At 40.5% G+C, this 13,554-nt stretch carries 16 protein-coding genes and 1 pseudogene; 8 read left to right on the top strand and 9 right to left on the bottom strand.

What is annotated here, in order from left to right; all coding sequences use genetic code 11:
• Together FYJ73_RS15800 and FYJ73_RS14935 are read left to right on the top strand one after the other, a co-directional pair.
• Nucleotides 1-199: hypothetical protein (locus tag FYJ73_RS15800; protein WP_206081804.1), on the top strand; the 199-nt coding region annotated here is incomplete at its 5' end.
• Between the two features lie 43 nt (nucleotides 200-242).
• Nucleotides 243-746, top strand: coding sequence for a hypothetical protein (locus FYJ73_RS14935; protein ID WP_154535539.1), 504 nt, complete (start codon nucleotides 243-245; stop codon nucleotides 744-746).
• Between the two features lie 552 nt (nucleotides 747-1,298).
• On the opposite strand, the gene FYJ73_RS15795 is transcribed toward FYJ73_RS14935, so the two are convergent.
• The 9 genes from FYJ73_RS15795 to FYJ73_RS14890 form a co-directional block, all read right to left on the bottom strand.
• A complete protein-coding gene (locus tag FYJ73_RS15795; protein WP_206081803.1) occupies nucleotides 1,299-1,685 on the bottom strand; it encodes a hypothetical protein in 387 nt (128 codons plus the stop codon).
• Nucleotides 1,686-1,692: 7 nt separating this feature from the next.
• Nucleotides 1,693-2,385, bottom strand: coding sequence for a ParA family protein (locus FYJ73_RS14925; protein WP_154535538.1), 693 nt, complete (start codon nucleotides 2,383-2,385; stop codon nucleotides 1,693-1,695).
• Nucleotides 2,386-2,495: 110 nt separating this feature from the next.
• The gene (locus tag FYJ73_RS14920; protein ID WP_154535537.1) at nucleotides 2,496-3,377 is read right to left on the bottom strand and encodes a hypothetical protein; all 882 of its coding nucleotides are present in this window, start codon (nucleotides 3,375-3,377) and stop codon (nucleotides 2,496-2,498) included.
• Nucleotides 3,378-3,379: 2 nt separating this feature from the next.
• A complete protein-coding gene (locus FYJ73_RS14915; protein WP_154535536.1) occupies nucleotides 3,380-3,778 on the bottom strand; it encodes a plasmid mobilization protein in 399 nt (132 codons plus the stop codon).
• A 48-nt stretch (nucleotides 3,779-3,826) separates the two neighbouring features.
• The gene (locus FYJ73_RS14910; protein WP_154535535.1) at nucleotides 3,827-4,873 is read right to left on the bottom strand and encodes a relaxase/mobilization nuclease domain-containing protein; all 1,047 of its coding nucleotides are present in this window, start codon (nucleotides 4,871-4,873) and stop codon (nucleotides 3,827-3,829) included.
• Between the two features lie 768 nt (nucleotides 4,874-5,641).
• A complete protein-coding gene (locus tag FYJ73_RS14905) occupies nucleotides 5,642-5,968 on the bottom strand; it encodes a hypothetical protein (protein ID WP_154535534.1) in 327 nt (108 codons plus the stop codon).
• 150 nt (nucleotides 5,969-6,118) lie between these two features.
• Entirely contained in the window at nucleotides 6,119-6,484 is a 366-nt protein-coding gene (locus tag FYJ73_RS14900; protein WP_154535533.1) for a hypothetical protein, read from the bottom strand.
• A 22-nt stretch (nucleotides 6,485-6,506) separates the two neighbouring features.
• A complete protein-coding gene (locus FYJ73_RS14895) occupies nucleotides 6,507-8,351 on the bottom strand; it encodes a hypothetical protein (protein WP_154535532.1) in 1,845 nt (614 codons plus the stop codon).
• Between the two features lie 200 nt (nucleotides 8,352-8,551).
• Nucleotides 8,552-8,794, bottom strand: a complete 243-nt coding sequence (locus FYJ73_RS14890; protein WP_154535531.1) for a hypothetical protein — start codon at nucleotides 8,792-8,794, stop codon at nucleotides 8,552-8,554.
• Between the two features lie 53 nt (nucleotides 8,795-8,847).
• Here FYJ73_RS14890 and FYJ73_RS14885 point away from each other — a divergent pair, with 53 nt between their 5' ends.
• The 6 genes and pseudogenes from FYJ73_RS14885 to FYJ73_RS14865 form a co-directional block, all read left to right on the top strand.
• On the top strand, nucleotides 8,848-9,096 hold the full coding sequence (locus FYJ73_RS14885; protein ID WP_154535530.1) for an Arc family DNA-binding protein: 249 nt from the start codon (nucleotides 8,848-8,850) through the stop codon (nucleotides 9,094-9,096).
• Entirely contained in the window at nucleotides 9,096-9,362 is a 267-nt protein-coding gene (locus FYJ73_RS15790) for a type II toxin-antitoxin system YafQ family toxin (RefSeq protein WP_206081805.1), read from the top strand. The genes FYJ73_RS14885 and FYJ73_RS15790 overlap by 1 nt, the downstream gene beginning before the upstream one ends.
• Nucleotides 9,363-9,383: 21 nt before the next feature.
• Nucleotides 9,384-9,539, top strand: a pseudogene (locus tag FYJ73_RS15785) (HNH endonuclease); the annotation flags it as partial.
• 11 nt (nucleotides 9,540-9,550) lie between these two features.
• Complete coding sequence (locus FYJ73_RS14875) at nucleotides 9,551-9,874, top strand: hypothetical protein (RefSeq protein ID WP_154535529.1); 324 nt, start codon at nucleotides 9,551-9,553, stop codon at nucleotides 9,872-9,874.
• Between the two features lie 369 nt (nucleotides 9,875-10,243).
• On the top strand, nucleotides 10,244-12,169 hold the full coding sequence (gene tet(Q), locus FYJ73_RS14870) for a tetracycline resistance ribosomal protection protein Tet(Q) (RefSeq protein ID WP_154535528.1): 1,926 nt from the start codon (nucleotides 10,244-10,246) through the stop codon (nucleotides 12,167-12,169).
• On the top strand, nucleotides 12,169-13,554 hold a 1,386-nt coding region (locus FYJ73_RS14865), incomplete at its 3' end, for a sensor histidine kinase (RefSeq protein ID WP_235899405.1). The genes tet(Q) and FYJ73_RS14865, both read left to right, overlap by 1 nt.

Here is a 13,554-nt window from a genome sequence, read left to right as displayed (position 1 = left end):
CCTGCTGTCAAACGCTGTCAAGTTCACAGAAGAAGGCGGTGGCAAAAGAGTCACAGTAAAATTCAAATATATGAAGCTCAATGGTGAAAGTAAAAAAGACGAATGGGGAGGTACAACTGTACTAAGATACGATGCAAAAAATCATAGTGTATGGGAGAAGTCTAAAATTTATGATGAGAATATTCAATTCAAAAAATAATAGATATAACAAAGCCCTAGCGCATCACGGTTAAGCGTTCTTTATGAAATTCAAAATACTTTTTCTTTGTGTATTGGCATTAGCTTCGTTCACTAAGGTTGATGCCCAAAAGTGGACTACACAACACTTTGATGGTGACGAGCTGCGAAAACAAGAAGCTTACGACGCATTTAATTACGAAAGTGAAAGCGGCGACAATTTTATCTATTGGTCAAACAGCGATAAAGATTTCAGAATTATAAATAACAGCATTGCCGCCCCATTCGACTTTAGAGCCATCAGTGTTCCCTTTACTGTAGAACTCACTAATGTGTTGAAGCATGTAAAAGTGGGTTTCTATGATGAAAACGGCAAATTGAAAGAATCAGCAGAAACAGAAATGATAGTGCCGAAGGGAAAAGGAACCTATGCCTCTGTTCCAGGAAAGAAGGTAGCAAAGAAAGTTATCAAGTTTTTGGAAAGTGGAGGTTCCGGTTATGTAAGAATTGTCGCTCCATTATATGGATCAACCGTTCCTTTCGACATTAAGATTCCATGCAGAAAATAAATAAGCATTCTCTATCACCCTGTGCATACAGGGTGATAGAGGGCTTTGCTAAAGCAGCATTTGTAGCAGCTCATATATGAACTGTATTTTTTCTGCTATTTTAAACATAAGTTTTAATATAGCAAACGCCTTATGTACTCTCCGAGAATGTTTCATTCTAAAGAGAGCTTTTCTAAGGACATCTGTATAATTTAGAACCCAATTCTGCAGCTTCTTGTTACCATTGATTTTCTTTTTTCCCATTTTTTTGCGTAAAGGTAGGAATTTGCAAAAACGACATAGGGACAATGTCCAAGTCTATTTTTCTCAATTTTACGCAAAATCAGCTGTATATCAACCACTTACACACTTGAAACAATAAGGGAAATTACCTTAGGTCTATCATGTTAAAATTTTAACACTTTACTAGACAGCTTTCCATCAGGAACTATTTCTTAAATAGAAGCAGAACTTTCTATAAACTACTTCTAAATAGGGAAAGTAAAAAAAAATAGATTGATAGATGATTAATCGAATAATCTATCAATCTATTAATACATTAATTGATTATGCTTATTCCTTTGAAAGCTGCTCTTCAACTTCCTGTGCATTAGCCTCGAGGAACGTCTTTACCGCTGCATTGAGCAAATATCTTACAGGATATTTTGTTCCGTTTAGCCCGGAAAGTCTCAACTTCTCCAGAGTTCTCATGATATGGGAGTCCAAATATATCTGGACGCCTTTGTCAACTCCTCCACCACGCTTTTCTTTCTGCTCCTGAGCAAGTTCCAAAAAACGTTCCCATTCGTCTTTTTTCTTCTTTCTATTCTTACTCGTTTGCGTATTATCCACAGTGGCATCAGGCTTTTTGTCCGATGCAAGGTGGCGCTTTACCGTGTCGCCCATGCTAAATTGAGCCAACGGATCTGTGACAGGCTGTATAGTTTTCTTTGTTGACATAGTTATATTATAGGATTATTTTTTTGCCATAAATGAATTCCGTCATTGCCTCAAATGGGAAGCGGAAGAAGCCACGGAGTTTAGAGGGAAAAGTATATGTCGATATGCGCTCTATGTCAGAGCGGTTGTTTACTCTTGTCCCTATATATCCAAAAGTCTTAAGCATATTCTTCACTTCATCTCGCTGCAGCTGCTTGCGTCTTTCATCATATTTGTTCGGTTGGAAATATACATTTGCTCTCATGAGCTTTGCTGCCTTCATTGTTTGTAGCATTTCAGCAAACGTCTTGGTTGTATTGACTGTGATACGTGTAAAGTCCATCGGAACGACAACGACATCTGCTGCGTTGTAGATGTACTTAATGGCATCGTCCGAAGCGTTGCCTGGGCAGTCAATGAGAATGGTCGCCGGAACACTTTTCAGTTTCGCAAGCGTTTCCTTAATCCCCTCGATGATATTCTTCTTCTCCTTGTCATTGGAATATGACGTATCTAGAGAGAGTATCCTCCACGGCTCTGGTGTATCTTGGTATTCCTGTTTTTCATCCTCACGTAGGGTGGCTATTGTCTGTTGTAGATCAGCGTCAACGACAACAACAGGTATCTTGGCCATGGTTAGATAATTCGCAAGTGCGATGCAGAGTGAGGATTTTCCCACTCCGCCTTTCATGTTCGCAAATGCTATAATTTTGTTTTCCATAAGTTTTTAAATTTCTGCTGCAAAGATAATAAATACCTATCATTCAATCAATACCAAAATCAAACATTAGATTAATTTAATAATCGATTATCGAATAATCGAATAATTGATTATTCCCAAAAGTTTTTTGGATTGATAGATTCCTTAAAGACTCTGTCTCCATAACGAGAATCGGCTTCTTTCTGGAAGGTAGCTGCCGTCCTAGGATTCTCGGACTTATAGATTAGCCAATACCGATAATCCGGCATGTTTTCAATAACGTCATTGGCGCTTTTCAGAGCCTGTTCTGCTGCCTTCTGCTTGCCATAGGCGTTATTCATCATCACAAAAGCACCAACGATGGAACCTATCCATAAGACAATGGCTATAGTTATCCATAGCCATTTCTTCTTGAACAGAAAGACAAGCCATCGTGATGCCTCGATAACCCTGTCCTTTGCTTCATAGCTTGTCTTGTTAATATTGGCTATTCCTTCATTAACAGCCCCGTATATATCTTTCTTGGTGTTGGAAATATCATCAGTCGACCGTTTCGTCTGTTCTTTGATACGATCCACAGCCTCGTTGGCTGTTTGTTGGATTATCCTCTGAGCCTGAACGACCTTTCCTTCGGCATCGGTAACAGACAAGGTGCGATTAAGATCTCGCATCACCGTTTTATCTTCATCGGCCAGATAGCCAATAACCTGCATGTTAGAGAGCTTGTCTATCTTCTCACCCAAGCCTCTATTAAAGGAATTTATGGCATCCGTAACATTACCGATTCGTGTATTAACCCCGTCCGTAATATGCCGTTCCATCTCTGCCTGACGTTGCTGTCGGGCATCATCTGTTTCAATGCTGTTCGCAATAGTTTGTAATGAGGATGCGACGCTAGCTAACTGTGAATTACCATCAGGAGATTCCTTTCTCCTCGATAGATTATCAATCTTGTCCTCTATACTAGACAATGAGCTTTTGATAAGCTCGATTGGGTTGTCAAAATCTTCCATATCTATTTCTCCTTATCTGTTTTTAAATGTTGAAACTCCTCTGTCATGAGATCATACAACATGTTGATTATTTCATAAAGATTTTCTTTGTCACCGGTCTTTGTACTAAAGAGATTCATTCTGTTGGCTATCTGATTTAAGTTGTTGGAAATACTTGAAATTCTCCTAAGAGTTTCTGAGAATTGAAGGTCGTGAACGACCAACTCTTTTCCCATAACAACCCAATATATATATTCAGCCAATGGCAAACCAGCTTTATCTGCCTTACCTTGCAACAAGTTTTTGTCCTTCTCCGAAAGGCTTATCTTGATGCGTATATCTCTTTTATTGTTTGGATCACGCCTCTTCTTATTTGGAGTCATGAACCATTTCTTCTTTATAATATTCTTATTATCAGGCATTTATATAATTCGATTAATCAATTAATATAGTAATCAAATATTCGATTATTATCGTCGAAACCTCATACCTCGTTTCGGGTTCTCGTCCTCTTGTTTCTTTTGTTCTTCTTCCTTCTTTCTGGCAGCTTCCTCTGCTTTTCTGGCTTCCTCTGCTTTTCTGTCAGCTTCCTCCTGTTTTCTTTGTTCTTCCCGCAGTTTTTCTTTGGCTTTGATAGTGTCGACAAGTGATATGGCTACACCTAACCTCGCAAGTTTATAGGTAACGTCACGTTTTCCATTGTTTACAGTGACTGTATAATTACCTTTGTCATCCTCAGCATATTTCATGCCATCCAATTCAAGAGCGGTTGTGAAATAATCCATACCTCTGCCTTTAAGCAATGTGGATTTAGCCGCACGCTCTATAAGAGATTTTATTTTATCTCTTCTTTCATGAGCTTCTGCGATGGATCGTTCTTGTCTGGTCAACTTTGCTCGCTTGTCGGCAGCCACATTTTCTTTCTCGACTTTCTTCAATTTGGCAAGTTGCGCATCAGACAGGCCAACGCTTTGCGTCACTTCTAGACCGTACTTCTCTGCGAGATGTCTTTGTCTTGACTCCTCACGTTTCTGCAATCCAATGGCATAATGTAGATTATTCTTTTTGCTTGCAAAATAAGCTGCCTTTGCAGCCTTCTTACCAATGAAAGCTGTATCTAATCTGGTACCATCGAACTTGCTTGTTAGAACAATGATATGATAATGGTCACAATCTGTATTGGTATGCTCCATCATGACCCATGGTACATTGTCTAAATCCATTCCGAGTTTCTTGCACTCGGTTAAAAAATCATTTACATATTTAGATTTCATCTGTGGCCTTGCATCAAGCAAAGCCTTGTCCACAGAGCTGTGCGAAAGGACAATGTTATACGCTTTCACCTGATACTTTTGGTTGCAGTAAGCTTGCAGAAAAGCAAGCTGCAGTGCAGCCGGGGCATATTGGGGAATGCCGTTACAGGCTACTACATGACCGCCTTTATCCTGTTGGTTTAAGGCGCGGTCATAGTAGAAAGAACCACGTAGTGAGTTCGTTTGCGAGACAGTGGCGAGCATAGGCGAATTGATTAATGTGTTAATTAATGAGCCTACGGCAGCAACGCTGCCGAGGGGGTGGGGAGGCTTTAGCCGGGGAGGGTGCAACCCTCCACAAGGGGGTTGTAGGGGTCTCCCATGCCAAGATGCTCGGTGGGGTCAGTTGGTAAAACGGTGTTTTAGCAAATGGGCCCACAAGAGACATCTTGCCTAATTTGCGTAGCTCCACACTTGCAAAGGTAGCGTATCAAGTCGAAACTACAAAATAAATCGACAGATTTTTTTGTGTGAGACGAAGATGAGCGAACTTTGTGAGTGGGGAGATCTCGCAAATTACCATGACACGGAGGGAGGACGCACTGTCCATCCACGCTCTTAGCCGGGCTGATTTCATGTGCTGCTCTTGGCATCAGCACATGGAGGAAGGACGGATAATTTGCGTGGATGGTCTGGGCAAACGGAAGGAGTGGCATGCTCATGGGCTATAGTCTAATTCCGGGTTCCTGGTCTGTTTTTCTTTTGCCTTTCTCACTATCGAAAGAAAGCACAAGGAAAAACAGATTAGGCGGAATTTGATAATGCCCATTAAGAAAATGAGATTACCTTTTTTATGAGTAAAGCAAGTTAACAGATACCGCCTCTTTTTGCAAGACTATCAGAAGCAAAAAAAATACACATTCGTGTAATAACTACTCAACATAAAAAAAAGAGCCACGATCGCCCCGGCATGTCACCTCGGACTCATTCCGAGAACATCCCGGGCTCTGGTCATGGCTCCCAATATGTTTTTTAATACTTCGGGTATTTCTGACCCATGATTTCCTTGATGCGAGAATTGAGGTCAAACTTCGGGTCGTGCTGCTTGATGAACAGGAGATACTTCACAAGAACCGTTGAAGTTCCTCCACCATGTTCTAGACGATATACCCCCTCGTACCGCTCGCCAATTGACTTTGCAACTGCATTAATTGAAAGTTGCTTGTGGTTATCATCGAACTCGCCATATTCGTTTGTCCCAAAGCCCTCTCTCCATGAGGACAATGCTATCCCAACTGCCGACATAAGACTCATATTGCGATAGTCCTTGGTCAAATTCTTGTATTCTGCCTTTGCCATAATCGTTATCTTTTGGTTTACATTGCAAAGATACGAAGGAAAGTTCATTTATTACACGTTCGCGTAATAAATAAAGTTAATACACGAGCGTGTAATAGTTAAAGTTTGTATTACGCAAACGTGTAAAAAAGACAGGTCAGATAATATGAATCACTTCAAAAATCTTTTTCCTGCTGGTGTCACCTGCATCCAACATAAGAAGGCTATGCCCAGTGATCCAATAGAGGCAAAGGTGTAAGTCAAGGCAGCCGAACTACCTAGACTGTTCCATAAAGCTCTCCACCACCACGGAAAAAGCACAACTGCGATTGCTCCTGCCATGACCAATCCGAAAGCGACATAGGAAATCCGGGGATGCTTCTCCCAAAATGTTGGAACGTGTTGTTCCGGCCTTTCCTCAACTTCATCTTCTTCGTCCTCTTTCTTGGTAAGGTTCTCGATGATGTGCTGCAGCCGTTCAATCTGACAATCTTTCTCACGCAGCTGCTCTATGAGCACGTCTATTTCTTTGTCCATATTTTATTTGATTTTTGAAAGTTCATATTCTGCCATTGCGAAGTATATCTTCTTCCCAGCTCTCCTCAACCTCCTGATCATACCATCCATTATCTTCGATGCCTATTTTAAAAGTCATTTCCATTCCATCAGCCTCTGCCATTGTCATATCATAATCTGGCAAAAAGAATTGCTTAAATAATCCTCCAACTTTCTCAGGAGTAACACCAGAATGCCAATGAACGTGTGCACCACCAGATATTTGATATAACTCTTCAACCCCCCTCCACCATTTTCTAACTGTAGGACGTGTTAACCCTGTGTCCTTAGCACATACCGACTTATTTGAGGAAGTTGGATGCTCATATCTCCAAGCTGCCACAATCCAAGCCTTTTTACTATTGGCATAAGTTTCTTTTTTTCTTCCATTATGTTCATCCCAAGCACCTTTCTTTGCTCTTGTTCTCCTAAAATCCCTTAAAAGTCTAGCTTCCTCCAAATGTTCAGTCTGCTTTCTTCCATTTCTTCTGTTCCCTTCCGGCATACTCAATCCTGTAAGATATTCTATGCTGTTTTTAGGGAAAGTACAATAACCTATTTTGTAGGCTTGCAAAGCATCTTGTATGTCTTCCTTGGAGAAATGATTATCCTCATCCCTTGTGAGGCTATCCATCCTATCGACGAGGGAAAAAGCATCACTCTTCAACTCTTCTTCTGAAATATCACATTTGATGGCATAAGTAGCCAAGGCCATCATACAAAAGTATCGGTGTCCCTGTACTATATTTTCTTTATCGTTGTGCAGCCGTCTAAGCCACCAATCATATAAGTCTCTCTTTATATGCCATTTTCTTGGAGTAGAGTTTCCATTTACGATAACTCGCTCATACCACTCTGGCCATCTTCTTTCCGCCTCTTTCAGTGTAACTCCGTTAGGATTGTATCTTCCCTTTTCGAGTTCTAAAACTTCTTTATCAGTCAAGGCCCCGATTTTCGTTATCTCATGCTTTGTAAATTCATTAAGTTGGGCCAAAGTATAAAGCTCGCTATCTTCATTATAAAATGCTCTTATGGTCTCGCCGAACTTAGTCTTGGTACCAGGCAAGCGGAAGCCCTGCAATACCCCCTGATACTGTCTTTCTTTAATAGAGGAAGTATATGCATTCCAAGCCAGATTTGTCAAGTCTTTCTTTAGCTTATTCAAGAGTTCTATATTACTTTGGAACAACGGCACTGGTTTCTTCAATAAATAATACAGATGCAATCCATGACCACTATTAACTATAATATTGGCAACAGGCGAGTGATGTATGATATGACCATCTTCAAGTTTATGCGGCAGCATCTGCCAAATTACATCCTGTATCTGTTTCATACCTACACCATCGAGATCTACGGTAAACGCATAAAGGTATCTTGCATTCTTACCAGTACGGTTTCTACCAACATATGTAATGGGAGAAGATATCACAAAGTTCTTCCCTTCAATCCTGTCAAGACAGTTTTGATCGTCTTTAGTGATAATAGTGTGAACTTGGATTCTACTTCCGTCTTTCCGCCGTCTGTCAGTAAACTCTATTGCGATTGGGTTGTATCTGAAAAACGGAAGGTCATCATAGTTAATCTTCTCTTCAAATGGCTCAGATTTATCATGTGTCTTGCGCCAATCATGCATACGAGCGACCCATTCATCCTTTTTCTTCCTCCAAGCAAGATATTCAGAACTAAGAGTCTCCTCAAAAGGATCGGTATCGTGAGTGTCACGTGCAAAGACGTATTTCAAGAAATCAGCGAGATAGATTTCTTGAAAATCAAAAGCACTCTTTGGCCCGAGAAGAAATTCATTCTTTTCATTGAACTCCTTTATATAGTCTTCCGTTTGTGTCATATTTTGCAGATATTAACAAATCAACTAAACACGTTAACATTTCGCCCCCCCCGCAATACCCTTTAACATTTGCAAGGTTACTTAACATACACCAAACATTATCGATAACATCTTCCTCACATATGCAAGGCTTTCTGAGCTGAACCAACATACCAAGAAGAAACTATTCTACCAAGAAAGAGGCTACCGCATCCACCTGATCAACCCCTCACCAATGCTATTCCATTAAAGAGCAGGTGCCTCACTACGTTCGGCACTCTTAGGGTGGCGTATATTATCAATATGTTTTTTTTTCCACTTTTCACCCTGCAAAGATAGGCATAAAAATCGTACCAGCCAACAAAGTCAAGGGATATTTTTAAGAGCAGGTGCCTCACTACGTTTGGCACTCTTAGGGTTGCGAATATTATCAATACTTTTTTTCCACTTTTGACGTAAAACATTTGGCAGTGCGATTCCAAATGACTACATTTGCATACGATAAAAATGAAAGACTATGGCAACATTAAGCAATTCAACATCAGTACGCCTGCCGAATAATGTAATGGACATCTTAAAAAGCCAGGCTAAGGAAGAGCATCGCAGTGTGAGCAACTACATCCGCATGATCCTCACAGAGTTTGTGAAGCACAAACGACAGGAGCCTAATGCGACGACACGTGCAGCCATCGATGAAGCCCGGTCGGATATGGATCTGGAGGAACTGGATGTTGACCACTTCAAAGACTTTGTAGCCTCTCTATGATGACACTGAAGTTGACAGGTCAGTTCAAGAAAGACCTCAAGAAGTACAAACACGCTACAGATCTGCTTGAAGAACTGGAGAAGGTTCTCAAAGAACTACAAAGGAATGGGGTTGTTTCTAAAGAACACAATCCCCATCCTCTTATTGGTAATTACAAAGATTGCATGGAATGCCACGTGAAAAGTGACTTTTTGCTAATATGGTTCGACAAGACAAAGCCTGTCATCAAGCTGCTTCGTCTAGGAAGCCACTCTGAACTATACTGAAAATCCAACTGCCCTTACTGTGCCATGAGCGATGACGACCGCCAACGGACTCGGATCTATAAGCTCAGTGAGATGGATGCAGACCATGTGACAGCCTGGAGCAAAGGCGGAGCAACGGACAAGGCAAATTGCCAGATGCTCTGCAAGACACACAACAGATCCAAAGGGAATAGATAAATAAAGATACAATGAAAAAATTACCACTTATCATCTTTGCTTTTATAGCGATTTGTTCATGCAATAACTTAGGACAGAACAACTCTGCAAAAGAAAATGTTGATTCCACGTCTTATTATGACTCCATAGACTCAGCTATGAAAGCCTTCGATGCCGATATCGATCGTCAAATCAAACAGGAAGATTCCATAAGATTGGCTAATCTCGACAAATTTGAAGGCGAATATAAAAGTGATAAAACAAATGAAACATATACATTCAACAAAGACCATACAGGAACATTTGTAACTGGAGAATCAACGGCCTATTTTGAATGGAAGAAAATAAGGAGCTAAATAGAACACGAATGGGAAATACTCAAATGCCAAACTAAAGAAGATATTGGCCAAAATAAACGCTATACCGAGAGAGAAACTTGATTTTTCAACTTCCTAAAACAGTGTTGTTCAAACATTTCCACTTATTTGTACTTGCCAGTTGAACCTACGCTTCCCTAATAAAATGTCTATGGTAAAAAAAGTTAAAAAATCCTCCCACTTTTGTTAGATATATTTTTTTTGTGTAATTTTGTAATCGTTATGCGGCAGTAATAATATACATATTAATACGAGTTAGTAATCCTGTAGTTCTCATATGCTACGAGGAGGTATTAAAAGGTGCGTTTCGACAATGCATCTACTGTAGTATATTATTGCTTAATCCAAATGAATATTATAAATTTAGGAATTCTTGCTCACATTGATGCAGGAAAAACTTCCGTAACCGAGAATCTGCTGTTTGCCAGTGGAGCAACGGAAAAGTGCGGCCGTGTGGATAATGGTGACACCATAACGGACTCTATGGATATAGAGAAACGTAGAGGAATTACTGTCCGGGCTTCTACGACATCTATTATCTGGAATGGAGTGAAATGCAATATCATTGACACTCCGGGACACATGGATTTTATTGCGGAAGTGGAGCGGACATTCAAAATGCTTGATGGAGCAGTCCTCATCTTATCCGCAAAGGAAGGCATACAAGCGCAGACAAAGTTGCTGTTCAGTACTTTACAAAAGCTGCAAATCCCGACAATTATATTTATCAATAAGATTGACCGTGCCGGTGTGAATTTGGAGCGTTTGTATATGGATATAAAAACAAATCTGTCGCAAGATGTCCTGTTTATGCAAACTGTTGTCGATGGATCGGTTTATCCGGTTTGCTCCCAAACATATATAAAGGAAGAATACAAAGAATTTGTATGCAACCATGACGACGATATATTAGAACGATATTTGGCGGATAGCGAAATTTCACCGGCTGATTATTGGAATACGATAATCGCTCTTGTGGCAAAAGCCAAAGTCTATCCGGTGCTACATGGATCAGCAATGTTCAATATCGGTATCAATGAGTTGTTGGACGCCATCACTTCTTTTATACTTCCTCCGGCATCGGTCTCAAACAGACTTTCAGCTTATCTCTATAAGATAGAGCATGACCCCAAAGGGCATAAAAGAAGTTTTCTTAAAATAATTGACGGAAGTCTGAGACTTCGAGACGTTGTAAGAATCAACGATTCGGAAAAATTCATCAAGATTAAAAATCTAAAGACTATTTATCAGGGCAGAGAGATAAATGTTGATGAAGTGGGTGCCAATGATATCGCGATTGTAGAAGATATAGAAGATTTTCGAATCGGAGATTATTTAGGTGCTAAACCTTGTTTGATTCAAGGATTATCTCATCAGCATCCCGCTCTCAAATCCTCCGTCCGGCCAAATAAGCCCGAAGAGAGAAGCAAGGTGATATCCGCTCTGAATACATTGTGGATTGAAGACCCGTCTTTGTCCTTTTCCATAAACTCATATAGTGATGAATTGGAAATCTCGTTATATGGTTTGACCCAAAAGGAAATCATACAGACATTGCTGGAAGAACGATTTTCCGTAAAGGTCCATTTTGATGAGATCAAGACTATCTACAAAGAACGACCTGTAAAAAAGGTCAATAAGATTATTCAGATCGAAGTACCACCCAACCCTTACTGGGCCACAATAGGGCTGACTCTTGAACCCTTACCGTTAGGGACAGGGTTGCAAATCGAAAGTGACATCTCCTATGGTTATCTGAACCATTCTTTTCAAAATGCCGTTTTTGAAGGGATTCGTATGTCTTGCCAATCCGGGTTACATGGATGGGAAGTGACAGATCTGAAAGTAACTTTTACTCAAGCCGAGTATTATAGCCCGGTAAGTACACCTGCTGATTTCAGACAGCTGACCCCTTATGTCTTCAGGCTGGCTTTGCAACAGTCAGGTGTGGACATTCTCGAACCGATGCTCTATTTTGAGTTGCAGATACCCCAAGTAGCGAGTTCCAAAGCTATTACAGATTTGCAAAAAATGATGTCTGAGATTGAAGACATCAGTTGCAATAATGAGTGGTGTCATATTAAAGGGAAAGTTCCATTAAATACAAGTAAAGACTATGCATCAGAAGTAAGTTCATACACTAAGGGCTTAGGCATTTTTATGGTTAAGCCATGCGGGTATCAAATAACAAAAGGCGGTTATTCTGATAATATCCGCATGAACGAAAAAGATAAACTTTTATTCATGTTCCAAAAATCAATGTCATCAAAATAATGGAGCGGTCAGGAAATTTCTATAAGGCAATACAGTTGGGATATATACTTATCTCCATTCTTATCGGATGTATGGCATATAATAGCCTCTATGAATGGCAGGAGATAGAAGCATTAGAACTTGGCAATAAAAAAATAGACGAGCTCCGAAAAGAAATAAACAATATCAATATTCAAATGATAAAATTTTCTCTATTGGGTGAAACAATACTGGAATGGAACGATAAAGATATCGAGCATTACCATGCACGGCGTATGGCAATGGACAGTATGCTTTGCCGTTTCAAGGCCACCTATCCAGCAGAGCGCATCGATAGTGTGCGCAGTCTTTTAGAGGATAAGGAACGACAGATGTTCCAGATAGTCCGGTTAATGGATGAACAACAATCTATTAACAAGAAGATAGCCAATCAAATTCCGGTTATTGTGCAGAAAAGTGTGCAGGAACAGTCCAAAAAGCCAAAACGAAAAGGTTTCTTGAGCATCTTCGGCAAAAAAGAGGGAACGAAGCCAACGACAACAACGACTACGCTCCGTTCATCCAATAGAAACATGGTCAACGAACAGAATGCGCAGAGCCGTCGATTGTCAGAACAAGCCGATAGTCTTGCTGCCCGTAATGCAGAACTTAACAGACAACTGCAAGGATTGATTTGCCAAATCGAAAAGAAGGTGCAATCTGATTTACAAAATAGAGAAAGCGAGATAACAGCCATGCGTAAAAAATCATTTATGCAGATAGGCGGCTTGATGGGATTTGTTCTTTTGCTGTTGGTCATTTCCTATATCATCATACACCGTGATGCAAAGAACATTAAACGATACAAACGCAAGACAACGGATTTGATCGAGCAATTGGAACAGTCCGTGCAACAAAATGAGATACTCATAACCTCCCGAAAGAAAGCGGTATATACTATTACCCATGAGTTGCGTACACCACTGACGGCAATAACCGGCTATACCGAACTTTTGCGGAAAGAATGCAATAGCGGTAATAATGGGCAATATATCCAAAACATACTGCAATCCTCCGACCGTATGCGGGATATGCTTAACACTTTGCTTGACTTCTTCCGCCTGGACAACGGCAAGGAACAGCCACGTCTGTCACCCTGCCGGATTTCTGCAATCACGCACACACTTGAAACGGAGTTCATGCCTGTTGCCGTGAACAAAGGGCTGTCCTTGTCCGTGAAGACTGGACACGATGCCATTGTATTGACCGACAAAGAGCGAATAATACAAATCGGGAATAACCTGCTGTCAAACGCTGTCAAGTTCACAGAAGAAGGCGGTGGCAAAAGAGTCACAGTAAAATTCAAATATATGAAGCTCAATGGTGAAAGTAAAAAAGACGAATGGGGAGGTACAACTGTACTAAGA

The sequence above is a fragment of the Hallella mizrahii genome (genome assembly GCF_009695775.1).
Taxonomy (GTDB): Bacteria; Bacteroidota; Bacteroidia; order Bacteroidales; family Bacteroidaceae; genus Prevotella; species Prevotella mizrahii.
Note: the sequence above shows the minus strand (reverse complement) of the source record. Positions and strands in the feature narration are given on the sequence as shown.